Genomic DNA, 21,947 nt, shown 5'->3' with positions numbered 1-21,947 from the left:
CTGTGGGGATTGTGGTTTTTCCTACAAGTCTCGTTACACAATCAAGGAATGCGAGTTATTCTCAAAGCACGCAAAGAAATGCCTAATCCCACATTTTTTCAGGATTAGGCATTTTTGTGTTCAAACTTAAGGCGCCAGTTGGTATCCCTTGCTCTCTGCAGCGTCAAAACCGCGGGAGCGCGGCTGTGTCCAAGTATACCTTTAGGCCGCAATGGTCAGAGATGAGCGGGGTATCCTTCCCGTCGAAGATGATTTCAGCGGATAGAACGATGGGCTTGTAATTGCATAGGATATAGTCGATCCGTCGGGGGTGTTGCTTCGGATGGATTGAGCCTGTCTGATAGGAGGGGAAAGTGAATTTCCCCTTTGGGACAGGGGCTAATGCATAGGTATCGTGCCAGCCGGACACATTTGTAATCCAGTCATAGCCCTTGCCGCGCCGATTGGCGGAAGCGTTGAAGTCACCCAATAATACAATCTTTTGATCAGGATGAAGGGTAGTCAGTGTACTTTCCAGCCGTAACCATTCCTGCATGAAGGAATTCTTTTTTTTATCCTGCCATCCCGACAAATGGCAGGAGTAGAACAGCATACGCTCATTATTATTTGTTATTTCAATGCCCGCCACGCCGCGCCGTTTTTGCGAAAAATAGTGAGTTTTGGATGAAATCACGTACCCGTGGATTTCTTCGATGGGATGGAGGGAGAAGATTGCCACACCTTCATCATACAGCCGATAACCCAAATGGCAGGGGAACCAGGTCCAATAATAGGAAGTCCCCATTTTTAAAAGAGTTTGTTGCAGGACGAATGCGAAGTTATTTTTATGGATGGCTGGCCTTTTCTTTGCTGGAAAATAGTAAGGATCATCCTTCACATGGGCTTTCGGAGCAAAACGGGATTGGTTGACTTCTTGGAAGGCAATTACATCATATTGTTCGGCGGCTATATGCTGGGCAAGGTACGTCATTTTTTGTTTAGAGTTGGGTTCCATCCAACTATGCGTGTTCAAGGTCAATAATTTCATTGGAACAGTTCACTTCCATTAAGGTATGATAGGTGGAAATTTTGGGAGAATCATTTTTTGTGTTCCGCCAAAGCCTCCAAGCTGCGTCCGGTGGCGCTGCCGATGGTCCATTGATTGTCGAATGAAGTCTGGCCATAATACAATTGAACACCGTCCGGTTCGAGGATCATACTGGAACGATAGATTCTGTAACCATCAGGATCCGTTTTTTTACCGGTGTTAGACAACAGGTGCTTTTCTGCAGTGAAGTGGATGCCGTCAGCGGATGTGCTGTAGCTAAGTTCACCGCCTACATCTTCACGATTTTTCCGATTGAGGTTCAACAAATAGTAAACCCCATCGATTTTCATGACGTCTGGATGCCAGGAATGAACAGCCTTGCCATTTGCAGTAATTGCGCTGAAAGGGCCCCAGTTCTTGCCGTCCGCGCTCTCGCTGTAAAGGACATACCAATCGCGCATGAGCCATATCTTGTAGACGCCATCCTCAAAAACGATGGAAGGAGAAATCAATTGCAGCTTGTCGCCCATCGCCGCCGTCATAGCTTCCGGATCGGTCCAGTCTTTGCCATCCGAAGAGGTGATGCGATAGAGCATCTCCTGGGAAGAATCTTTCGTCATTTTTGCCAACTCGCGGTACCACAGTTCCAGCCTTGATGTGGAGCGGTTGTAGAACAAGTGCACATCTGAGTTATAAGAATGCAGCCCTTTTTTTGGTGTCGGCACCAAGGGGTTGCTGACGCCGGCAGGTACTTGCCAATGAATCCCATCATTGCTGGCGACGATGCAAGGGTTTTCGGTCTGATCATTTTCATAAGGATAAGGCGTGAATGCCATCCAATAGTTATAACCGTGCCATTTCTCGTCGAATTGGACAATGGATGGGTGGGTCGCCTGATGGGTTTTGCCTTTCCAATTTGTGCCGTCATCATAAGGTGTAGGGACCGACAGGAACCGTGACGAACTGGCAGCCTGTCTGGGAAGAACGCTGATGCCTAACATTATGCTGATGGCTAAAAGAATTAAAAAAAATTTTTTTTCATGTGATTTCCTCCTGCAGTCAGATGGATAGCCATCTGAAGCTAATGTGGTCAACGTTGGTTTATTATCGTTTGCGGCTCTCTTTCCATATTTTTGCATATTTCTTTTTGTTAATCAACACGGTAGTATTGGTTTTTGAGAGCGGACATTTTTATATCGGCAGCAAAACAGTCCCTGAAAGAATGAATGGGTGCCGGATTTAGATACAAAATCATTGCAAACAAGCAAACGATTCCTAATGGAATATGCTGAACTTGCGATATGAGGTTTGACGGTTTGTAGTATAATGAGAATTGAATTTGATAATATATGGAATGGATGAGAAAAATAATGGGAATAATAACGATATTGGTTCCTGCCTACAATGAGGAGGCCGTTATTGAGAAAATGTACGAAAGATTGAATGAAGTCTGCGCAAACTTGGATCGACATACCTTCGAATTCCTGTTTGTCAATGACGGCAGCCAGGATTGCACGCTTGAGCTCGTTAAACAGCTGAAGGGGAAAGATGACAGGGTCCAATATGTGGATCTATCGCGTAATTTCGGCAAGGAGGCGGCCATGATTGCGGGCCTCGACTACACCAAAGGCGATGCGGTCATCATCATCGACGCTGATCTGCAACAGCCTCCGGAACTTTTTGAAGAGATGATCCATTGGTGGGAAGAAGGCTATGATGATGTCTATGCCGTAAGGAAGGAACGAGAAGGAGAGCGTTGGCTAAAGAAATGGACTTCCCGGAAGTATTACCATTTGCTTCAAAAAGTATCCCAACAGGATGTCTATCCTCAGGTGGGCGATTACCGTTTGTTGGACAAAAAATGCATCAATGCCCTTAAGCAACTGAGGGAACGGGAGCGCTATACGAAAGGATTGTACAGTTGGATCGGCTTCAAGAAGAAAGAAATATCTTATGTGGCCCAGCCTAGGGTTGCCGGCGAAACCAAATGGAAGTTTTCCAGTTTGCTTAAGCTTGCGATCGACGGTATCACTTCCTACAGCACTGTGCCCTTAAAAGTTTGGTCTATCGTCGGCATCATCATCTCTCTTTTCGGATTCCTTGTTTTGGCGATTGAAGTGATAAAAACTTTGATTTTTGGCGCAAATGTAGCCGGGTATCCTTCCCTGTTTGCCGGAATCTTTTTTCTGGGAGGCATTCAGCTTATTTCGTTGGGGATCATCGGGGAATACCTGGGAAGGGTCTTTATCGAAACGAAAGAGCGTCCGCTGTATTTCATTCAGGAATATTCCGAGTCCAATCACATGGAAAATGAGCCTGAAAAAAGGCCGGGAATCCCGAACGGAAGAGGTGATTAAGGCGGCATGGAGAAGTTGAAAAATTTATATGGAAAATTTGAAGAGGTCATCAGATATTTGATTTTTGGAGGACTCACGACAGCAGTCAATATCGCTGTGTTCTTCTTGTGCGATACGACATTGGGCATGAATTATTTGGTTGCTAATGCGATTTCTATCGTCGTTTCCATTATCTTTGCTTTTTTAACGAATAAAAAATATGTTTTTAAGACGAAAACCCCTACGTTTAAGGAAAGCTTATCCGAATTCTTCCGATTTTGCACCTTCCGCTTACTCTCGGCCGTTTTCGACATGCTCAGCATGTGGATTTTGGTTGACGGGATCCATTTTGATGCCAACGCGGCCAAGCTAGCGACACAGTTCATTGTGGTCGTATTGAACTACGCCTTCAGCAAATGGTTCATTTTTAAGCAGAGGGGATGAGCAGGCATGTTTGAAGAGAACGATGTGACAAAAAAAACAGCAATCTACTATACAGGTTTATTTTTAGTGATGACGGCCCTCATCTATGGGTACTTTGTGAGGGAGCAGAAGTCGTTCATTTGGGAAGGTGACGGTTTTTCACAGCATTATCTCGTTTTTAAGGATTACTTGAGCATGTGGCGGGGATTCTTAAGCCATCCAACGGCAGGATTCCCTTTTTGGGATTGGAACATCGGCTTGGGGGCGGATGTCATCGCCTCCTACGGTTATTATGTGATCGGGGATCCGTTCGTCTATCTCGGCCTGCTGTTTCCGGCAGGAATGACGGAATTGGCTTACCATGTGTTGATTCTGGTGCGTGTGTACGTGGTTGGTTTGGCTTTCTTGGCTTTCTGTTGGCAAATGAAAATAAAAAATCCGGGCGCTTTGGTCGGAAGCATCCTCTACACCTTCACTTTTTACGTGATTTTGAACGTGATCAGACATCCTTTCTTTCTCCTGCCGATGATCGTTTTCCCCTTGTTGTGCCTGGGGATGGAGCGGATTCTGCGAGGGGGATCGAACACCGCCTTTATTTTGGCCGTTTTCTTCGGTGCCTTCAGCAATTTTTATTTCTTTTATATGCTGACGGTGCTGGTCTTTATTTTTGCGCTCACCCGTTATTTCGATCTGAATGGCATCAAGGAATGGAGAAGCCTCTTCGGGTATGCTTGGCGAGCCTTTTATTCCTACTTGATCGGTGTGCTGATGGCAGGGGTCCTTTTGGCTCCAGTTGTCTGGGGATTTTTGCATTCTTCCAGAGAACCGGGGGAATTTGCCGCCGGTCTGAAGTTTTATCCTCTCGAATATTATTGGAGTTTATTTACAAACCTATTGGTCACAAAACAGTTTTTATGGACGGTCTTTGGCTTCGCCGCCTGTACGGTTCTGTTGGCCCCTCTGCTATTTCTGTGGCGCAAGAAATTCGGCTACATCGCGGCGAATCTGTCGGTGTTTGCCGTCATCCTGCTGCTGCCGGCTTTCGGTTCCATCATGAACGGTTTTTCGGGTCCCTATAACCGTTGGACTTTCGCCATCCCGCTCTTTATTTCGGCTGGGTCGGCAATAGTATTCAACGAACGGTTTAACCTGACACGTTCTGAATTGAACGCGATGGGGTTTTCGGCAGTTGGTTTCAGTTCGGTTCCGCTAGTGATTGCCGCTTCCGGAGAGGCGACTCCGTTTCGGTTTACCTATATTGCACCGGTTATCTTCGCTTGGTCGATGTGGCTGTTATTGGTCTGGGCATACTGGCGAAACCGCTCCGGCCGGATGGGCAGCAATGCCAAAACCGCCATTTCTGTTGCGCTGTTGGCATTGGTAATGGCGAATTTGGTCTTCAATGCGCGTGATTATTATCAGCCTAATGGTGAAAATGAGGTCGCAACTATCTTGGATTACGGCACAGTTGATGAAACGTATAAAGAGACCTTTGGTGGCGCTGAGCAGCTGATCAAAGATCCGGGAATCTATCGGATAGGCGTGACCTCCAAAGATAATAACGTCAAAAATCAGATGGCTTTGCTGAACCGGATGGGGATGAATTCCTATCTTTCCGTCACAAACGGAGCGGTTGCTGATTTCGCGAAGCAACTGGAAAACAACCAATTCCAATTGATCCAACCCGTCCGGGGCGGATTCGATGATCGCCGCATCGCCAATAACCTGTTGGATGTGAAATATATTTTGACAGAAGCCAAGCATGCCAAGTATCTGCCTGACGGCTATGAAGTGGTTCAACAGACCGGAGACGGCGAAGGGGCTTTCGTTGTTGCGCAGAGCGATCAGGCCTATCCCTTTGCCTATGCGGAGTCGTCTTACCTTTCAACGGAAGAATTCGAAAAATACAATCCGGTGGAAAAAGAAGCCTTCCTGTCCTATGGGATCGTCTTGGAACCGTCAGAGATTGATACGACGGCATTATCGCCATTTGAAGGGGAACTGGCTGTCAAGGCTGTGGCTTTTTCAGTGGTCTCATCTGATCCGGAAAAAGTGCAGGTTTCCGGAGATACGATCACGGTCAACGATGGTGAAGGGAAAATCAAGTTGCTGCTAAGCAATCCGCAAGAATTGGCAAACGCGGAGGTGTATGTCCATTTAGAAGGTCTGCATTTCGACCCGAATCCCCAAACCGAATACGGCTGGACGCCGATCGGCTATAGCGCACGGATGTCCTTTACGCATCGGACCAAAGCGGGCGACCAAAGCGATCTTTTGAGCTTCAGTTCCTATTTCCACCGTGAGGATATGCTGTTCAATATAGGAAGCCAAGGGGAGACGATTGAATCGGATTCCCTCAGCCTACAGTTGAATGCTGCAGGCACATACAAGATTGACGACATCAAAATCTATGCGTATCCGCTTGATGGACAGTACGCCGCACGCGTATCAGAAAAACAGGCGAATGCCTTGGCTATCGAGACATTTACGGATGAAAAAATAAACGGAACAATCATCCAGGCCAATCCGAGCATACTCACGACGTCCATCCCGTATACTTCCGGCTGGAAAGCGGAAGTCAATGGCAAAGAGGTCGGAACGGTGAAGGTGAACTACGGATTCATCGGCATTCCTCTGTCTGCGGGTGAATCGGACATTACGCTGACATACCAAACGCCGTTAATGAAAATTGGAGCGGTACTTTCCCTTTCCGGACTTTTCCTACTGTTCTGTAATAAACGCTTTTGGAACAAGGAAAGACAATCATCTTTACTCCAGCAGGAGAGCGAAAGCATATAATGTAAAAATGAAGAGGGATTCCCAATAAAATGGGAGTCCCTCTTTTTATGAGGAAAAGCGGTCCGTGGATTTTTTCATTTCATGAAATTTGGAGTATGATGAAGGCATAGATGATTGCTTGTTGCACGCAATAGGCTGCCCACAATAGGAGTGTTGAGAGATGACAGAACATACCCATGCACCTAGCCATCCGGACGGTCTGGACGGCGTAAAAGGAAAAAATTTGCTCATAACAATGGTTCTGAAGATGATGCTGACAATTGCCGAGGGTTTGGGCGGCTGGGTTTCAGGAAGCTTGTCGCTGCTTTCCGATGCACTCCACAATCTTAATGACGTATTGTCCATCGTCATCAGTTGGTTTGCCGTCAAGATGGCAGAAAAAGAACACGATAAGAAAAACACTTTTGGCTACAGAAGAGCCACCATCATAGCCGCGGTCATCAATGCTACCTTACTGATCATCATGTCCCTTTTCCTTTTTAGGGAAGCTTATTTTAAATTCATTCATCCTGAAAAAATAAACGCACTGTTGGTCATCGTAATCGCCGCAATCGGGATCGTCCTGAATGCAGTGGCCGTATACCTGCTGCATAAGAGTTCAGGAGATGACTTGAATATGCGGGCGGTATACCTGCATTTTCTGAGCGACGCCCTTTCCTCAGTCGGAGTAATGGTCGGCGGTGTTGTAATCTATTATTTCGATGCTTATTGGATCGATCCCTTATTGACGGTGCTGATTGGTATATATATCCTCAAGGAAAGCTATGAAATATTGAAAGAGTCGGCAAACATCCTGATGCAAGGAACACCGAAAACGGTGGACATCGATGAAATAGCGGAGGAACTCGAAAAGCTGGATGCGATAAAGGACATCCATCACGTCCACATTTGGGCATTGGATGAGCACACGCTCTTTTTCGAAGCCCACGTAAATCTGCAAAATGATATTTTGGTCAGTGAACTGTCCGACGTTTATGAGAAGCTGGAACAAGTATTGAAAGTGCGCTTTGGTGTGACCCACTTGACGATTCAGTTCGAATATAATTGTTGCGAGGATGCGGGCAGGGTACTCGATAAGGAATAAGCAAGAACAGAATCAATGGAAAGGATGTCTTTCTGATGTTGGAGGAGAATAAAGCACTTATTCGTGATTTCCTTATGAAATCGAACAAAGAAGGCAGAACGATTGTTGAATTTTGTGTTCCAAATTTTACGGCTCACATCGGTGCATCACCAACAATGAATCTGCAAGAATTCCAGAAGTTTCAAACCAACTATTATGCCAGCTTCTCAGAAAGCCAGATCACGTTGGAAGATATGATAGCCGAAGACGACAAGGTGGCGTTCCGTGGGGTTGTGAGGGCTATGCATACTGGGGAGTTCAACGGCATCCCGGCCAGCGGGAAATCAGTAGTTGTGCCCGTAATCGGGATGGCAAGGATAACCGATGGGAAAATTGTGGAATGGTGGAACTCGCCGGATCGCCTGAGCTGGATGCAGCAGATAGACGCAGTCCACTGACACTCGGGAGAAATGCTGAAAATGAATAAAAGTACGGTTTTATGAGTATTGTAGTGAGATTGGGTTCATGCTCACTGTTTGAGCAAGTTAAATAAGAAGGAAAGCGGTGATGGATATGACGAAAGTCGAGCAGCACAGGGAAATATGCGAGAGGCTGAATCAGCTGTACGCGGCAAAAAATAAAGATTATGGGGATAGTTTTGGCGACAGCTTCCAAGAGTATGGGCTGACGATGCCGGCTATCCGCTTGGATGATAAACTGCACCGGTTCAAACAACTGATCAAGCAGGAAGCCGAAGTTAAAGACGAGAGTATTACAGACACGCTGATGGATTTGGCGAATTACGCAATCATGACCATCATCGAAATCGAGAACAAGGCATGATAAGAGTAAGGGGATTTCACAAATAACAGACTAGCTGCTTTGTTTTGTCTGCGTCCACAACAAAAAAATATAGACGAAATCAAAGCTATGGGATGCTTTGGTCTCGTCTATATTTTTATATGGTTATGCTATTGATGAAGCGGGCGATCCGTGGCTCGGTTGTGCTTTCGAAGAAGTCCTTTGTTGGACCGTCGAAGCCGACTTTGCCGTCTTCCAGGAAGAGCATGCGGTCAGCGGCTTCCCTTGCGAAGTCAAGGTTGTGCGTCACGATGATCATGGACAGCTTCTCGGAAGCGAGTTCCTTCAGCACGCGCAGCACTTCTGCTTCCAATTCGGGATCGAGGGCAGAAGTCGGTTCATCGAACAGGACGAAATCCGGCTCCATGGCCAAGGCGCGCGCGATTGCTACGCGTTGCTGCTGGCCACCAGAAAGTTGATCCGGATAATGATCCAGTTTGTCAGCCAACCCCACTTTGGTCAGCAAATTTTTCGCTCTGGCCGTCGCTTCCGTTTTAGAAAGTTTCAGGACTGTTAGAGGGCCTTCGATGACATTTTCCAATACTGACAGATGAGGGAAGAGGTTGAAGCTCTGGAACACCATCGCCGTTTCTTTGCGGATGGCCATCATCGTTTCTTTCGATATTTTGGAGCTGAAATCGACCTCGAGACTGCCGTTCTTCAGGATGCCGCTTTCGGGTACTTCCAACAGGTTCAACGTGCGGAGCAGGGTGGACTTGCCCGAACCGGATGGGCCTACAATGACCGTCGTTTCACCGGTTCTGAACGTCAACGAGATGTCCTTAAGGGCATGAAAGTCACCGTAGGATTTTTGGATATTTTTGATTTCGATCATGTCGTCACGCCTTTTTCAGATATTTGGAAGTTCTGATTTCCAATTTGCCTTGGATCCAAGTCAATACTGTACTGATAAGGAGGTAGATCACAGCCACTTCCATATACAGAATCAGCGGTTCATAGGTAACGGAAGCAAACTGCTGCCCGACCATCGTCATTTCGATGATCGTGATGCTGGATGCCAGCGAAGTCGATTTCACTAATGAAATGAAGTCATTCATGACGGCCGGCAAGGCGATCCGGATGGTCTGCGGGAAGATGATCCTTTTCAGGACCTGTCCGTGCGTCATTCCCAAAGAGTCGGCCGCTTCCCATTGCCCTCTCGGAATGGACAGGATTGCGCCGCGGATGGATTCGGCTGAATAGGCGCCGCTGTTCAGGGCAAAAGTCAGAATAGCGGCGGTCCACGCATCCAAGGTGATGTTCAGCTTCGGCAAACCGAAGAAGACGATGAATAATTGGATCAAAAGCGGGGTGCCGCGGAATACCCAAACGTAGAACCAAGCCAGTCCCTTCAGCAACCTGCTTTTCGAAATCCGCATGACTGCGGTAAGCACCGCCAGGACCAGTGACAAGGCAAAGGAAATCAGCGCCAAGGGGATGGTGACGGTAAATCCTGCTTCCAGAATTGGCCATAGGGCGTTTTCGATTATGGATAATGTATGTTGCAAAATTTACTCACCGTTCCTTTTTATATTAAAAATAAAAAAACTATTCAACGCTCAAAAGAGCATCACCGCAAGTGGTTCACGAGATACCAAATTGTACCATGCATCCAACAATGATGGCTAGCTTCAAGGGTTAACCATCCATAAATTAGATAAATCGTACCGATTGCGCCCCTTAGAGCGCAATCGGTACGATTTCGTAAATATGGAACCGAACGAGCCCGTTCAGCTTCTCTTAGTCGTTGGCTCCGACGCTGATGTCTTCACCTAGGTATTTTTCGAAGATTGCTTTGAAAGTGCCGTCTTCAGTGCGTGCTGCGATGATTTCGTTCAGTTTAGTCTGGAATTCTGTGTTTTCTTTTTGCAGGATGATGCCGACTTTGTCATTTGTTGGCAGTTTTTCATCAATCAGTCTCAAAGTGGAGTCTGGATATTCCTCAAAGTAAGTCAAGAAAGTGATGTAGTCATTAATCGTTCCGTCAGCACGGCCTGAAGTTATCAATTCAACTGCTTGATTGAAGCCATCAACAGGAACGATTTCAGCACCTAGGTCGCGTGCGTTTTGTGCGTAATTACTTGTAGTGGATTGAGCTGATTTTTTGCCGCTGTAGTCTTCCAAAGTTTGGATGTCAGAGTCTTCGTTGACCGCTAATTGGCCATAAGACTCGAAATAAGCATCGGTAAAGTCATAAACAGCTTGTCGTTCTTCGGTAACGCCGACGTTGTTGATGACGATGTCGTATTTATTGACGTCCAGTCCAGCAATCAGAGAGTCCCATTTCGTTTCTACGAAGACAGGTTCCACGCCCAAATCCTCAGCGATGACTTCCGCGATTTCTACTTCGAAACCGACCAAGTCGCCTGTTTCCGTATCATGGTAGCTGAATGGCGGATAAGTACCTTCCACACCGATACGCAATTGTTTGTTTTCTTCAATCGTTTTTAAGACATTTCCTTCTGTGACGGTACTGGATGCTGTAGAGGCACTGTCCGAACTTGAGTCAGTTGTTGTTGCACCGCAAGCCGCCAAAGCCAAGCCTGCTGTACCCACGAATAAGATTTTTGATAATAGTTTCTTCATTATATTCACTCCTGTTTTAGTTTTTTTTGATATGTTGTCGGTCCTTCGACCGGAAAAAACTCCCCCACGCGGTTGATGCTGGTGATGAAAGCCTACGAACCGACACCTTTCTTACTTTTTGTCGCTCGAAGGCATGAGGAAATCTTATCACCGGTGCATGTAAGAAGCAAACAGTTATAATCGAACAAGGTTGATAGGTAAAATCGATCACGCAGGGTTTATGGATGATGAAAATTACGCGATGATTAAGAAGCTTATCGGTCCACATGTGAATCGTGTATAATATAGGAAACAACGAGAGATTCGCTGACCAAGAGAGCGAATGGAACCAGGGGGAATTTGTATGACAGATGCATTGAAAAGATTGATCCAGGCAGCACAGCAACCGGAGGAAGCGGACCTGATCATCCAGAACGGAACAGTGGTGGATGTGTTCTCGCTGGAGACCTTTGAAGCGGACGTTGCAATCAAAGATGGGCATATCGTCGGCATCGGTACCTACCCAAACGGAAAGCAGGTAGTGGATGCTTCAGGCAAATATGTCATGCCGGGCTTTATCGACGGGCATATCCACATTGAATCGACGATGGTCACGCCATCGGAATTTTCGCGTGCCCTCATCAAACACGGCGTGACGACCGTTGTGACCGATCCGCATGAAATCGCGAACGTCGCAGGAAAAGTCGGCATCGACTTCATGTTGGAGGACGCCGCCAACGCCGACATGGATATCCTAATGAAGCTACCTTCGTGTGTGCCGGCAACACCCTTCGAGCAGAACGGCGCAACGCTGACCGCAGATGATCTCCGGCCTTATTTGAACCATCCGACCGTCATTGGCTTGGCAGAAGTGATGGATTATCCATCCGTTTTGAATGCAAATCCGGATATGCTTGAGAAGATCCATATGACGACCGAAGCGGGAATGATGGTAGATGGACACGCGGCCGGTTTACCGGATGCTGCGCTGAATGTCTATAGCACAGCCGGCATCCGCAACGATCATGAAGCGGTGACTGCGGAAGAAGCGATAGCGCGGGTACGTCGGGGCATCCATGTGTTGGTGCGGGAAGGATCAGCTGCGAAAGATTTGCTGGCGCTGTTGCCGGCCATCAACGAAAGGAACAGCCGCCGTTTTTCATTCTGTACGGATGACAAGCATCTGGACGAACTGGCCGAAGAAGGAACCGTCAATTATGCCGCGAAACTGGCCATCCAAAAGGGGTTGGACCCGCTCATCGCCATCCAGATGGCTACTCTCAATAATGCAGTGTGCCACGGAATCGAGGACAAAGGCGCCATCGCACCTGGATATCTGGCGGATATCCTGATCACGGACAGCTTGGAAACCTTGCAACCGAAAACGATCATCAAAGACGGACGTTTGCTGGATCTGGGGGCTTTAAGAAACGTCCGCGCAACTGTCCCACAGGCCGTCCGATCCTCGCTTCATTTGAAGAAAGTGACTAAAGACGATTTGCAGATCCCGCTTCAGAAAGACCAGAAAGCTTGGGTCATCGGAGTTGTGCCGGGCCGGATCATTACGGAGAAAATCGCAGCGGATGTGAAGACGGAAGACGGCTTCTTTGTTGCGGATCCAGAAAATGATCAAGTGAAGATGGTGGTGTGCGAACGGCATCACCAAACCGGCAGCATCGGTGCTGGCATCGTCAGCGGACTCGGTCTGAAACGGGGCGCCATCGCCTCGACTGTAGCCCATGATTCGCATAATCTGGTCGTTGCCGGTACGAATGATGAAGATATGCTGCTAGCGATCGAAGAAGCGGAACGGATGCAAGGCGGGCTCGTCATCGTGGATGGCGGCAAAGTGCTGGCCTCGGTCCCGTTACGGGTCGGCGGCATCATGTCGGAAAAACCGTATGAAGAAGTGATCGAGGAATTGCATCAGCTGCATGAACAGTTGGCTACGCTGGCGGAGGAAGGGCAGAATATCTTTATGATCCTGTCATTCCTATGCCTTCCGGTCATTCCGCGGCTGAAATTGACGGATAAAGGCTTGTTTGATGTGGATTCCTTCCAGCATATCGAAGTCGGTATTCCGATGTAAGGTCATTTACTTCAGTGCAGTCCGGAAAGGCGGTAGTTCTTTATGGCGATTTCATTCAGTGAATTCATTCAGTTGCTGCTGACGAGCCCGGCTATTGCGGTAACGGTGGCCTTGACTCTGGGCGTGGTTTTGGTGAACGGGTGGACGGACGCGCCGAACGCCATCGCCACCTGCGTTTCGACACGAAGCATGACTCCGCGCAATGCCATCCTGATGGCGGCGGTATTCAATTTTTTAGGTGTCTTTGCGATGACCGCAGTCAATGCGAAGGTTGCTCAGACGATGGCGAAGATGGTTGATTTTGGTGGGAATACGGATGATGCGGTCGTAGCGCTGTGTGCGGCGCTCTTTGCGATTGTGGTATGGGCCACTGCCGCTTGGTATTTTGGCATCCCGACAAGTGAAAGTCATGCTTTGATTGCCGGGGTGTCGGGAGCTGCGATAGCGCTGCAGGGCGGCATCAGTGGAATCAATGGGGCAGAATGGATCAAGGTGCTGTATGGCTTGCTGCTTTCCACCGTTATGGGTCTGTCTTTGGGTTTCCTTGTCGTGAAACTGGTCGGCGTTCTGTTCAAAAATATAGAACGGCAAAGCACGACAACCTTCTTCCGCAACAGCCAAATAGCCGGTGCGGCGGCGATGGCCTTTATGCATGGGGCCCAGGACGGCCAGAAGTTCATCGGGATTTTTCTGCTGGGCATTGCCTTGTCGCAAGGAAATGCCGCGACCGATTTCATTATCCCTGTCTGGTTGATGCTGCTGTGTTCCACAGTCATGGCTTTGGGAACGGCAATCGGCGGCGGTAAAATCATCAAGACGGTAGGGGTCAATATGGTGAAGCTAGAGACCTATCAAGGCTTCAGCGCTGATTTTGCCGGTGCCTTGAGCCTCTTGGCGGCTTCCCTCTTTGGACTGCCGGTGAGCACGACCCACACCAAGACAACTGCCATCATGGGAGTGGGCGCGGGCAGGCATCTGTCGAGCGTAAACTGGCTGACGGTCAAGGAAATGGTTTATACGTGGGTGTTGACATTTCCGGGGTGCGGCCTTGTCGGTTATTTGATGGCAAAGCTGTTCATTCGGATATTCTAGGGGGAGCCGATTATGTTCAAAAAGAAGACGGAAAAGTTGGATTATTTCGATGAGTTCATCAAGCTTGCCGAATGGGGCGTCCAATCGGCGGAATTCCTGAAGCAGGTTTTGGCGGAATATCCGGTCGCTGACCTTAGCCAAAAGTTGGACGAGATGCATGAGATCGAACATAATGCCGACCTCGCGAAATATAGGCTTATGCGCTATATGTACAACGATCTGTTGCCGCCTTTCGATAGGCAGGATGTGATTGCGCTAGTAACCAGTTTGGACCATACCATCGACATGATTGAGGATGTCATGATCCACATTGAGATCTATCAACCGCAGAAAATCACCCCGGAAATCAATCAATTCCTGTATCTGATCGGAAAATCAGCCGAGGAACTGCTCGATGCGGTGAGATTATTGAAAACCTACAAAAAATCGCAAAAAGAGATTCACGCAGTCATCGATCGCATCAATGCCTGTGAGAAGGAAGGCGATCTGTTGTATATTCAATCCATGCGCGATCTCTATCAGAGCGATGTGGATGCGGTCAGCATCGTCATCCTGAGCAAAATCTATAAATCGCTGGAGGATTGCTGCGACGCCTTCAAGGACGTGACCAAATTTGTGGAAGAGATAGCGTTGAAATATGCATAGGCGGTAGTGGTTTTGACGGTTGCTCTTACGGTCGTAAAATGGTAATAAGGGGCTGTCCCGCTTTGGACAGCCCCTTATTTGTGCTATGAATGCTTGATTTTGCTACGGGATCGCCCTCAAAATTGGTTTTTGCGGGCGACCTCGTGTTCTCGGCGGGCGTTTTTCCCTGCCAGGATGATTTTGGCGGTTTATCTGACTGTAATCTGAATTGATTTCCCCTGCTAAACAACGTTTTGATGGGTTATTTCAGTGCCTAAATGAAATTCCTGAACCGAAAGAGCGAAGTCATTTATTCAGCGGAACAAGATAAATTTTCATCCTTGTCTCTGGCATGCATACTGACGCCGTTCATCTGATGGTCGTCTTCCGCGTGATGTCGCAGATGAGTGGCATGGCTACGTACATACTGACCATGATTTTCAAATGTCGTAGTATCCATCATTGCTGCTTCTACAGGAGTTGCAACAGCGAATGTGGTCAATGCAGTAAAAGAAATCAGGCCAATCATCAAATATTTTTTCTTCATGGGTAAGTTCTTCCTTTCTATTTATAAACTGGCTATAGTTTATGAGACTGTTTTCGAGTGGTGGATCGGACAAAAGAAACGATTATCGTAACGGAATCGCTCAATCCTTCTTCAGTATACTAAGGAAGTGTGTAGAACGGATGTAGATGAAAAAATAAATGAATCAGTAATTAGTTGAATTTTGCGCAAGTGTATGACATAATATATTTGAAAATTAAATAACTTCTATATCAAGAGAGATTGAGGGACTGGCCCGATGACATCTCAGCAACCGACCCACGCGCGAACGCAAGGGCACGGTGCTAAATCCTGCAGAGCAATCTGAGAGATAAGAAGAGCAAAGCGACATTCCCGACTCTTCTTGTTATAAGAAGGGTTTTTTGTTTTCGAAAAAACAATTTGGAGGGAAACAAGATGACAATGACAAAAGAACAATTTGAGAGCTGTGAAAGAAGCTGCGAAAGAATGGAAGCGGCAGGAGGCCCAAAAAGCCAAACCGAGGCCATGCTGTATCATCAGTACAAGCAGCAAAAACAACAACTGGAGGATGTAAGACAGCTCGGTAAGGAACAGTTCCAGAGTGACATAATCGAAAAAATGTTGGAAGTGCAGCAGCTTGAACGCACCATCGGAAAGTTGCAGGGACAGCTTCAGAACGAGAAGATTGCTTTGGAAAACATGACAAGAACACTGGCGCTGTTGGAGGATTAAGTTTAGATGGATCAACCGGGGATATTCCGGGAAGGTCTTTCGGCATATCCAGCAACTTATAATTTTTTGTGTGGAGGAGATAAACGGATGAATCATATTTCTCGCGGGGCACCGGCTAAATACGCCCATTTTCCTAATATCGAAAAAATTGGTCATTCAGAGAGAGTTTCTTGCGGTACCTGCGCATTTTATGACCGGAGTGATCGATCCTGCAAGAAGCAGCCTGTCTTTGTTCCAGAGATCGGCTATAACTATTGGAAATATTGCAAACACTTTCATCTTGAAAGCGAGTATGCCTCCCAAAGTAACCTATCCTTTGTCGAAAGAAACTGGATAGGTGCATCAAAAAAGAAGAACAATAACAAAAAGAAAAATGGGAAATCACCGAAAGAAGCAGCGCCTCAAAAGAGCAAAGAGCCTCCCAAAAAATCAGAATGGCTGGACTGGAAGATTTCTGTGTATGACTATGAGGACAAAGAAACATACAGTTACAGAGTTGTTCAATCACCGAACAGCAACTTAGATAAGCACCAGATCAGCAAAGATTCCGTTCTTTTCCAAGAAGTAAACAAAGTACAGTCCGGAACAGATTTCAAAGTGAATGGATTCAGGTATAAGCTGATCAGTAAGAAAAAATGCTAATCATGTTCAGAATGAGATTCAAGGAACGACATATTTTTGATTCATTCAAAAGGAGGAATGGGCTTGGAACTGAAGATGAAGCGCATCTACGAAGCCCCTGCGGAGGCGGACGGATTCCGGATCTTGGTCGATCGACTGTGGCCGCGAGGCGTCAAGAAGGAAATTGCACAGCTTGATGCGTGGCTGAAGGACAGCGCGCCTTCACCAGATCTGCGTAAATGGTTCGACCACGAACCCGATAAATTTGCCGCCTTCAAGGAACGATATGAAGAAGAACTGTTGACGAATCCGCAAACCGCTGCTGCCGTAGCAGAGATCATGAAACAGCTGGAAGCGGCCGATGTCACTTTGGTCTATGCCGCGCGGGACCCGGAGATTAATCATGTTGTTGTGCTGAGGGATTTTATAGAGACACAGAGGAAATAGACAGTTATTGGCGCTTGTGGGGGTGAAAGAACACCACTATCGTTGTTGGATATCGAAAAAGACGCTCATAATCAGGGCGTCTTTTTCGTTAGCTCGCATTTAACCGAGGTAAGCTACTTATCTCGGCTTTTGGAAAGGAAGAGTAAGCCGGATGGTCAACGAAACACTAAGCTGTCGCCTTTCGTGGAGACAGCGCTGCGCAATCGACTGACATGAGTGCCTTATATCGGGTTTAGGAAGAGATGGTTACTCATGCCCCAGTACTACGCGGTAATAATCATCGTCACCTTTGAAAATCAGTTTGATTTGCAGTTCCTGTTCGGAAAGTTCCGGATCAACAAAAGTATTCGTCTCGTCAGATACCTTTTCTTTTATTGCATCAAGAGAATCGTAATAGGCTACGATGAAGGGCTTATGCTGTGCATCAAAATCTGCGAGTTGTTTCAAAAAGGCAGTTTCGTTGTCGAGAACTTCCGTGCTGATGACTTCGGTGCTCTCGCTGATTGAGGATTGGGTGACGTCGGTTTCAGGCGTTTCCTCCGCACCATTCGAACAGGCCATAAGCAATAATGTAACCGGAAGAGCTAGATAGGCTTTCATTTTCAAGTTGATTCCTCCTATTTTCGAATTGTTTCAATATTAAGTATAAACTAGTTATATTGAGAATAGAAATAATGTTAATAATAAGGAACAAAAAAAGTTTGGAATAATTTAGGACTTCCGATTGGTTATCGCTTGACTTAACCTTAACTTCAAGGTGTATGCTTTTTATACAAGAGCGAGAACGCTGCTTTTGAATAAAAAGCATAATGGAGGAAAAATAGATGGTACTAGCGAGAGCAAGAGCAGTCGACGGTCCGGACAAACCGTTCCGATTTGCTGAAATCAAGAGACGGGAATTGGATGAGCAGGACGTTCTGATCGAAATCAAATTTGCAGGTATCTGTCATTCGGATATCCATACAGCCCATGGTGAATGGGGACACGTGCACTATCCGCTCGTGCCTGGGCATGAAATCGCGGGATTGGTCACAGCGGTCGGTCCTGGAGTAACGAAATATCAAATCGGGGATCGCGTCGGCGTCGGCTGCATGGTCGATTCCTGCGGAGAATGCGAAAATTGTTTGCGAGGCGATGAGCAGTACTGCCTGAAAGGCAATGTTCCGACATATGCCGGAGTCGACAAATACGGCGAACCGACACAGGGCGGCTACTCGACGCATATCGTCGTGACCGAAGATTTTATTGTGCGCATTCCGGACAACATCGGACTGGATGCTGCAGCGCCGCTGTTGTGCGCCGGCATCACTACCTACTCGCCATTGAACCGCTGGCAGGCCGGCCCCGGCAAGAAAGTCGCCGTCATCGGACTGGGCGGATTGGGGCACATGGGCGTCAAAATCGCGCATGCGATGGGGGCTGAAGTCACCGTCCTGTCGCAAACGCTGAGCAAAAAAGAAGACGGTCTGGAATTCGGGGCGCAGCATTATTACGCCACCAAGGATCCGGAAACATTCAAAGAGTTGGCCGGCAGTTTTGACCTGATCATCAATACGGTGAGTGCCGTGATCAATCTGGATGCCTATCTGGGGCTGTTGAAGCTCGATGGCACGTTGGTGAATGTCGGAGCTCCTGGTGAACCGTTGTCGGTGAATGTGATGTCCTTGATCGGGCACCGTCGTTCCTTCGCTGGTTCTATGATCGGCGGCATCCGCGAAACGCAGGAAATGCTGGACTTCTGCGCCGAACACGGCATCGTTCCCAATATCGAAGTCATTTCCGCCGACCAGATCGATGAGGCCTATGAACGCGTAATGGCTTCTGACGTCAGATACCGTTTCGTTATCGACACAAGTACAATCTGATAAAAATTAGTTTCATGAACAGACAAGATGTCCCCGGGCTTTGCATTGGGGGCACTTTTTGGTTTTTTGCACAATCAGACTGATTCGTTCAAATAGTTGTCGGAAAATGGTCATTGTGCCGATTGGGTATGAGGTGGATAATGGGAGAAAAGAATGGAGGAGAACCGATGACGAGAGAGCATGGGGCAGATTATGATATCACGATGGGGAATATCCGCTATGCTGCACCGCAGCGGTATTACGGCACGCGGATTTTATTCGTGACCAAAGGAAGGGCGAGCGTGTCCGTCAATGGGGAAATGTATGCTCTGGATGAAGGGGATATTCTCTTCATCAACCGGAATGATCACTATACCGTCCACGGCAGCGAAAATAATATCCTCATTTGCCTGAGCATCCCCAGCCATTTCTTCGTGCTGAACTACCCGAATTACTTCCATTATTCCTTCGAATGTTTCTCGAAAGATTTGGATCCGGGGCGCGGGGATGTCGTAGCGCAGCTGCGTAGGTTGCTGGCAGAACTCGTGATTGTCCATTCCCGCCAAGAAGAAGGCAGTGTTTTGGAAGCCCGCAGTATCCTTTTTCAGACGATGTTGCTGGTGACCCGCTTCTTCAAAAAGGAGGGGCCGCAGACCGGAGTGGGCGAAGCGAGCGATGAACGGATCGCCCGGATTATCCATACGATTGAGCTCCGCTATGCGGAACCGTTGACGCTTGCGGAAATGGCGGAAAGCGAGTACCTGTCACCTACCTATTTATCCCGCTACTTCAAGCAGATTACCGGAATGGGTTTTTTGCAGTATCTGAAGATGGTGCGGTTGAAGCATTGCGTGGAGGACTTGTTGCACACATCGGATAATTTGTTCCAGATTGCCGTGAGAAACGGCTTCTCGACGGCGAAGAATTTTACGGAATCCTTCAAATCGGTATATGATCAGACGCCGGTCCAATACCGGAAGGAGCATAAACAAGGAAACAGTGAAGCGTTCGGAGCCGTGACCGCCAAAACTGAGACCGGGAAGACATTGGATTCGCCGGAAGCGTTGATGCAGTTGACGAAATATTTGGAGGAGCCTCTGAATCCGCGCGCATTGCCGGACGAGGCGCCAGGTGAAGCATGCAAGATTGTTGTGGGAGACGTTGGGGACGACAGCTTGTTGGCGAGCGAAAAGCATGTTGTGTTCATCGGGGAACTAAAAGAAATCCTGAACGAGCAGGTGAAGGAGCAAGTGCTTCTCGCCAAGCAACGGCTTCGCGTCGATTTTGTGGGTGTACGTAATCTGGTCGGCGGATCCACTTTATTGCCGGAAGTAGAGACGGATGAGTTCGTTTCCACCACACCGAAGTACGCCAACGCCGATTTGGCCATCCAGTACCTGAAGGAACTGGAGATCAGCTTGTATTTGCGGATCACTTATAAAGAAGTCATCCACAATGAAGAGCGCTATTTCAAAGAACTTGAAGGCTTCCTGATCCACACACTGCAGGTCTTCGGCAGGAAATTTGTCAATCAATGGAAAGTCGTGTTCTATGCTGAAAAAGAGACGGCCGTGCTGTCCACGGAGTTGGAGCGCGTCTATTTGAGGCTGCATGAAGTGATCCGGAAATATGCCGTTCAGCTGAAAATAGGCACCTTCCTGCCTTTCAAAGAGGACAAAGACAGTCTTTCCTTGGCGCATCACTGGCAACTTCACCAATCCGGCATCATCGATTTCATCACCTATGATGCCGATCAGAATGAGGTCGTCGACTTTTCCGAAATCAGCGATGAAGATTTCCAGAACAGCCAAGACTATATCCTGCGGAAAACGCAGAAGCTGAAGCGATTCCTGAAAAAGCACCAGATGTATCAGCCGCTGTACCTGGAAAATTGGAACACACTGACCGGAAACACGCGTTACACAAACGGGACTTTTTTCCGGGGGGCGCTGATTATGAGGACTATTTTGGATTTGGGTGCGGAAGTCGCCGGTGTCGGATTTTGGCTGAACAGCGAACTCCATGAGCGCTACGGAGGGAACCACAATAAGGCTGTGGCGGGCTTGGAGCTCTTCCATTTCTTCAACGGCAAGCGGCCTGCTTTCTACACGCTGATGTTCAAGGAACAGATGACGGGCGAAGTGCGCGCTCAGGGAGAGCATTATGTGCTGACCGAAAACGAAGAGGGCTACCAACTGCTGCTTTTCAACGAGAAGCATTTTAATCCGCGCTACTCGGTCGATGAATTGTTCATGCGGAACCGCAGCAACGAACTGCATGTTCGGGTGATCGGCATGGAGCCCGGGGAATACCAGGTCCGGAAATATCGGTTCGATCAGCAGAATGGCGGTCTCTACACAAAGTGGGGGCAGCTGAACAGCAAACACGGCATTGACCTTGAGGTGATGGAATACATCGTTCAATCCTCCATGCCGACTTTGGAGCTCGAGGATGAACAGATAGAAAAGGATTGGTCCTTCTATGCTTCGATGAGCAGCAACGCAATCCTGTTCATCGAATTCCGCAGAGCGATCGGCTGAGCGTGCGGCGTTCCTGCGAAGGCTACTTTAAAAATAAATATGTTTGGATCAGGGGCTGTCTCATTTGGGACAGCCTTCTTCATTGCAATAATAGTCATAATAATAGTCTCAGTTTGTCCGACACTTCGATAAAAAATCATCACCTCCGACCGCGGCGGCTTCGCCGGAGTTCAGGCCAATCGCATCGTTTTTAACTCCGGCCAGCATTCGTTCCCCGGAGTTCAGACATCATAATCGGACAACTATTTTGATGCGGCCACTCTGAATCTGCAATAGTAAGGGCTTTCGGACAAAAATCATCCGCATTAAATTGTTATTCCATCGTTTTCTGAAAATGCGAAGACAAAAATCAGGCTAT

General features: G+C 47.7%; 21 protein-coding genes and 1 riboswitch. Of the genes, 14 read left to right on the top strand and 7 right to left on the bottom strand.

The annotated features are described in order from the left end of the window. Positions 1 to 163: 163 nt before the first annotated feature. Together WBM30_RS03345 and WBM30_RS03340 are read right to left on the bottom strand one after the other, a co-directional pair. Positions 164 to 1,027, bottom strand: a complete 864-nt coding sequence (locus WBM30_RS03345; protein ID WP_424899365.1) for an endonuclease/exonuclease/phosphatase family protein — start codon at positions 1,025 to 1,027, stop codon at positions 164 to 166. A 50-nt stretch (positions 1,028 to 1,077) separates the two neighbouring features. Next, positions 1,078 to 2,028: a hypothetical protein gene (locus WBM30_RS03340; protein WP_424899364.1), complete on the bottom strand. Its 951-nt coding sequence runs from the start codon at positions 2,026 to 2,028 to the stop codon at positions 1,078 to 1,080. 369 nt (positions 2,029 to 2,397) lie between these two features. Here WBM30_RS03340 and WBM30_RS03335 point away from each other — a divergent pair, with 369 nt between their 5' ends. The 6 genes from WBM30_RS03335 (at position 2,398) to WBM30_RS03310 (ending at position 8,491) form a co-directional block, all read left to right on the top strand. Continuing rightward, positions 2,398 to 3,384 (top strand): glycosyltransferase family 2 protein, encoded by a 987-nt coding sequence (locus tag WBM30_RS03335; protein ID WP_424899363.1) that lies wholly within the window; start codon positions 2,398 to 2,400, stop codon positions 3,382 to 3,384. Between the two features lie 6 nt (positions 3,385 to 3,390). Continuing rightward, entirely contained in the window at positions 3,391 to 3,807 is a 417-nt protein-coding gene (locus WBM30_RS03330) for a GtrA family protein (RefSeq protein ID WP_424899362.1), read from the top strand. Positions 3,808 to 3,813: 6 nt separating this feature from the next. Then, complete coding sequence (locus WBM30_RS03325) at positions 3,814 to 6,585, top strand: YfhO family protein (protein ID WP_424899361.1); 2,772 nt, start codon at positions 3,814 to 3,816, stop codon at positions 6,583 to 6,585. 160 nt (positions 6,586 to 6,745) lie between these two features. Beyond that, complete coding sequence (locus WBM30_RS03320) at positions 6,746 to 7,669, top strand: cation diffusion facilitator family transporter (protein ID WP_424899360.1); 924 nt, start codon at positions 6,746 to 6,748, stop codon at positions 7,667 to 7,669. A gap of 35 nt (positions 7,670 to 7,704) precedes the next feature. Next, positions 7,705 to 8,106, top strand: a complete 402-nt coding sequence (locus WBM30_RS03315) for an ester cyclase (RefSeq protein WP_424899359.1) — start codon at positions 7,705 to 7,707, stop codon at positions 8,104 to 8,106. A gap of 109 nt (positions 8,107 to 8,215) precedes the next feature. Further along, positions 8,216 to 8,491, top strand: a complete 276-nt coding sequence (locus WBM30_RS03310; protein ID WP_424899358.1) for a nucleotide modification associated domain-containing protein — start codon at positions 8,216 to 8,218, stop codon at positions 8,489 to 8,491. A gap of 115 nt (positions 8,492 to 8,606) precedes the next feature. Here WBM30_RS03310 and WBM30_RS03305 read toward each other — a convergent pair whose 3' ends face one another. The 3 genes from WBM30_RS03305 to WBM30_RS03295 form a co-directional block, all read right to left on the bottom strand. Then, positions 8,607 to 9,344, bottom strand: a complete 738-nt coding sequence (locus WBM30_RS03305) for an amino acid ABC transporter ATP-binding protein (RefSeq protein WP_424899357.1) — start codon at positions 9,342 to 9,344, stop codon at positions 8,607 to 8,609. Between the two features lie 4 nt (positions 9,345 to 9,348). Further along, positions 9,349 to 10,017, bottom strand: a complete 669-nt coding sequence (locus WBM30_RS03300) for an amino acid ABC transporter permease (RefSeq protein WP_108033240.1) — start codon at positions 10,015 to 10,017, stop codon at positions 9,349 to 9,351. Positions 10,018 to 10,249: 232 nt separating this feature from the next. Then, positions 10,250 to 11,095: a transporter substrate-binding domain-containing protein gene (locus WBM30_RS03295; protein ID WP_424899356.1), complete on the bottom strand. Its 846-nt coding sequence runs from the start codon at positions 11,093 to 11,095 to the stop codon at positions 10,250 to 10,252. Between the two features lie 343 nt (positions 11,096 to 11,438). Here WBM30_RS03295 and ade point away from each other — a divergent pair, with 343 nt between their 5' ends. From ade to WBM30_RS03280, 3 genes are read left to right on the top strand one after another with little or no spacing between them, the layout of a single operon-like run. Next, positions 11,439 to 13,163: an adenine deaminase gene (ade, locus tag WBM30_RS03290; protein ID WP_424899355.1), complete on the top strand. Its 1,725-nt coding sequence runs from the start codon at positions 11,439 to 11,441 to the stop codon at positions 13,161 to 13,163. 42 nt (positions 13,164 to 13,205) lie between these two features. Beyond that, entirely contained in the window at positions 13,206 to 14,255 is a 1,050-nt protein-coding gene (locus tag WBM30_RS03285; protein ID WP_424899354.1) for an anion permease, read from the top strand. 12 nt (positions 14,256 to 14,267) lie between these two features. Then, positions 14,268 to 14,900, top strand: a complete 633-nt coding sequence (locus WBM30_RS03280) for a DUF47 domain-containing protein (protein WP_424899353.1) — start codon at positions 14,268 to 14,270, stop codon at positions 14,898 to 14,900. A gap of 289 nt (positions 14,901 to 15,189) precedes the next feature. Here WBM30_RS03280 and WBM30_RS03275 read toward each other — a convergent pair whose 3' ends face one another. Then, positions 15,190 to 15,426 carry a hypothetical protein gene (locus WBM30_RS03275; RefSeq protein WP_424899352.1) on the bottom strand — a complete coding sequence of 79 codons (237 nt, stop codon included), beginning with the start codon at positions 15,424 to 15,426 and terminating at the stop codon, positions 15,190 to 15,192. Between the two features lie 223 nt (positions 15,427 to 15,649). After that, positions 15,650 to 15,761: riboswitch (SAM riboswitch) on the top strand. A gap of 79 nt (positions 15,762 to 15,840) precedes the next feature. Between WBM30_RS03275 and WBM30_RS03270 the strand changes: the two genes are divergently transcribed. Genes WBM30_RS03270 through WBM30_RS03260 form a run of 3 tightly spaced genes read left to right on the top strand, consistent with a single transcriptional unit; the run spans position 15,841 to position 17,205 of the window. Next, the gene (locus WBM30_RS03270; protein WP_424899351.1) at positions 15,841 to 16,137 is read left to right on the top strand and encodes a hypothetical protein; all 297 of its coding nucleotides are present in this window, start codon (positions 15,841 to 15,843) and stop codon (positions 16,135 to 16,137) included. A gap of 6 nt (positions 16,138 to 16,143) precedes the next feature. After that, positions 16,144 to 16,779 carry a hypothetical protein gene (locus WBM30_RS03265; protein WP_424899350.1) on the top strand — a complete coding sequence of 212 codons (636 nt, stop codon included), beginning with the start codon at positions 16,144 to 16,146 and terminating at the stop codon, positions 16,777 to 16,779. A gap of 57 nt (positions 16,780 to 16,836) precedes the next feature. Next, complete coding sequence (locus WBM30_RS03260; protein WP_424899349.1) at positions 16,837 to 17,205, top strand: DUF488 domain-containing protein; 369 nt, start codon at positions 16,837 to 16,839, stop codon at positions 17,203 to 17,205. Positions 17,206 to 17,451: 246 nt separating this feature from the next. Here WBM30_RS03260 and WBM30_RS03255 read toward each other — a convergent pair whose 3' ends face one another. Further along, positions 17,452 to 17,811, bottom strand: a complete 360-nt coding sequence (locus WBM30_RS03255; protein WP_424899348.1) for a hypothetical protein — start codon at positions 17,809 to 17,811, stop codon at positions 17,452 to 17,454. Between the two features lie 218 nt (positions 17,812 to 18,029). Between WBM30_RS03255 and WBM30_RS03250 the strand changes: the two genes are divergently transcribed. Both WBM30_RS03250 and WBM30_RS03245 read left to right on the top strand, forming a co-directional pair. Next, a complete protein-coding gene (locus WBM30_RS03250; RefSeq protein ID WP_424899347.1) occupies positions 18,030 to 19,070 on the top strand; it encodes an NAD(P)-dependent alcohol dehydrogenase in 1,041 nt (346 codons plus the stop codon). A gap of 140 nt (positions 19,071 to 19,210) precedes the next feature. Beyond that, the gene (locus WBM30_RS03245) at positions 19,211 to 21,589 is read left to right on the top strand and encodes a helix-turn-helix domain-containing protein (protein WP_424899346.1); all 2,379 of its coding nucleotides are present in this window, start codon (positions 19,211 to 19,213) and stop codon (positions 21,587 to 21,589) included. Positions 21,590 to 21,947 lie beyond the last annotated feature (358 nt).

This window comes from Trichococcus sp. (genome assembly GCF_049684335.1).
Taxonomy (GTDB): domain Bacteria; phylum Bacillota; class Bacilli; order Lactobacillales; family Aerococcaceae; genus Trichococcus.
Note: the sequence above shows the minus strand (reverse complement) of the source record. Positions and strands in the feature narration are given on the sequence as shown.

Bases quoted from the DNA above. Each gene is read 5' to 3' on its own strand.
- WBM30_RS03280 (WP_424899353.1), top strand. From the start codon at position 14,268: ATGTTCAAAAAGAAGACGGAAAAGTTGGATTATTTCGATGAGTTCATC.
- WBM30_RS03265 (WP_424899350.1), top strand. From the start codon at position 16,144: ATGGATCAACCGGGGATATTCCGGGAAGGTCTTTCGGCATATCCAGCA.
- WBM30_RS03325 (WP_424899361.1), top strand. From the start codon at position 3,814: ATGTTTGAAGAGAACGATGTGACAAAAAAAACAGCAATCTACTATACA.
- WBM30_RS03330 (WP_424899362.1), top strand. From the start codon at position 3,391: ATGGAGAAGTTGAAAAATTTATATGGAAAATTTGAAGAGGTCATCAGA.
- WBM30_RS03305 (WP_424899357.1), bottom strand. From the start codon at position 9,344: ATGATCGAAATCAAAAATATCCAAAAATCCTACGGTGACTTTCATGCC.
- WBM30_RS03310 (WP_424899358.1), top strand. From the start codon at position 8,216: ATGGATATGACGAAAGTCGAGCAGCACAGGGAAATATGCGAGAGGCTG.
- ade (WP_424899355.1), top strand. From the start codon at position 11,439: ATGACAGATGCATTGAAAAGATTGATCCAGGCAGCACAGCAACCGGAG.
- WBM30_RS03345 (WP_424899365.1), bottom strand. From the start codon at position 1,027: ATGAAATTATTGACCTTGAACACGCATAGTTGGATGGAACCCAACTCT.
- WBM30_RS03275 (WP_424899352.1), bottom strand. From the start codon at position 15,426: ATGAAGAAAAAATATTTGATGATTGGCCTGATTTCTTTTACTGCATTG.
- WBM30_RS03340 (WP_424899364.1), bottom strand. From the start codon at position 2,028: ATGTTAGGCATCAGCGTTCTTCCCAGACAGGCTGCCAGTTCGTCACGG.
- WBM30_RS03285 (WP_424899354.1), top strand. From the start codon at position 13,206: ATGGCGATTTCATTCAGTGAATTCATTCAGTTGCTGCTGACGAGCCCG.
- WBM30_RS03320 (WP_424899360.1), top strand. From the start codon at position 6,746: ATGACAGAACATACCCATGCACCTAGCCATCCGGACGGTCTGGACGGC.
- WBM30_RS03315 (WP_424899359.1), top strand. From the start codon at position 7,705: ATGTTGGAGGAGAATAAAGCACTTATTCGTGATTTCCTTATGAAATCG.
- WBM30_RS03335 (WP_424899363.1), top strand. From the start codon at position 2,398: ATGGGAATAATAACGATATTGGTTCCTGCCTACAATGAGGAGGCCGTT.
- WBM30_RS03295 (WP_424899356.1), bottom strand. From the start codon at position 11,095: ATGAAGAAACTATTATCAAAAATCTTATTCGTGGGTACAGCAGGCTTG.
- WBM30_RS03250 (WP_424899347.1), top strand. From the start codon at position 18,030: ATGGTACTAGCGAGAGCAAGAGCAGTCGACGGTCCGGACAAACCGTTC.
- WBM30_RS03260 (WP_424899349.1), top strand. From the start codon at position 16,837: ATGGGCTTGGAACTGAAGATGAAGCGCATCTACGAAGCCCCTGCGGAG.
- WBM30_RS03245 (WP_424899346.1), top strand. From the start codon at position 19,211: ATGGGAGAAAAGAATGGAGGAGAACCGATGACGAGAGAGCATGGGGCA.
- WBM30_RS03270 (WP_424899351.1), top strand. From the start codon at position 15,841: ATGACAATGACAAAAGAACAATTTGAGAGCTGTGAAAGAAGCTGCGAA.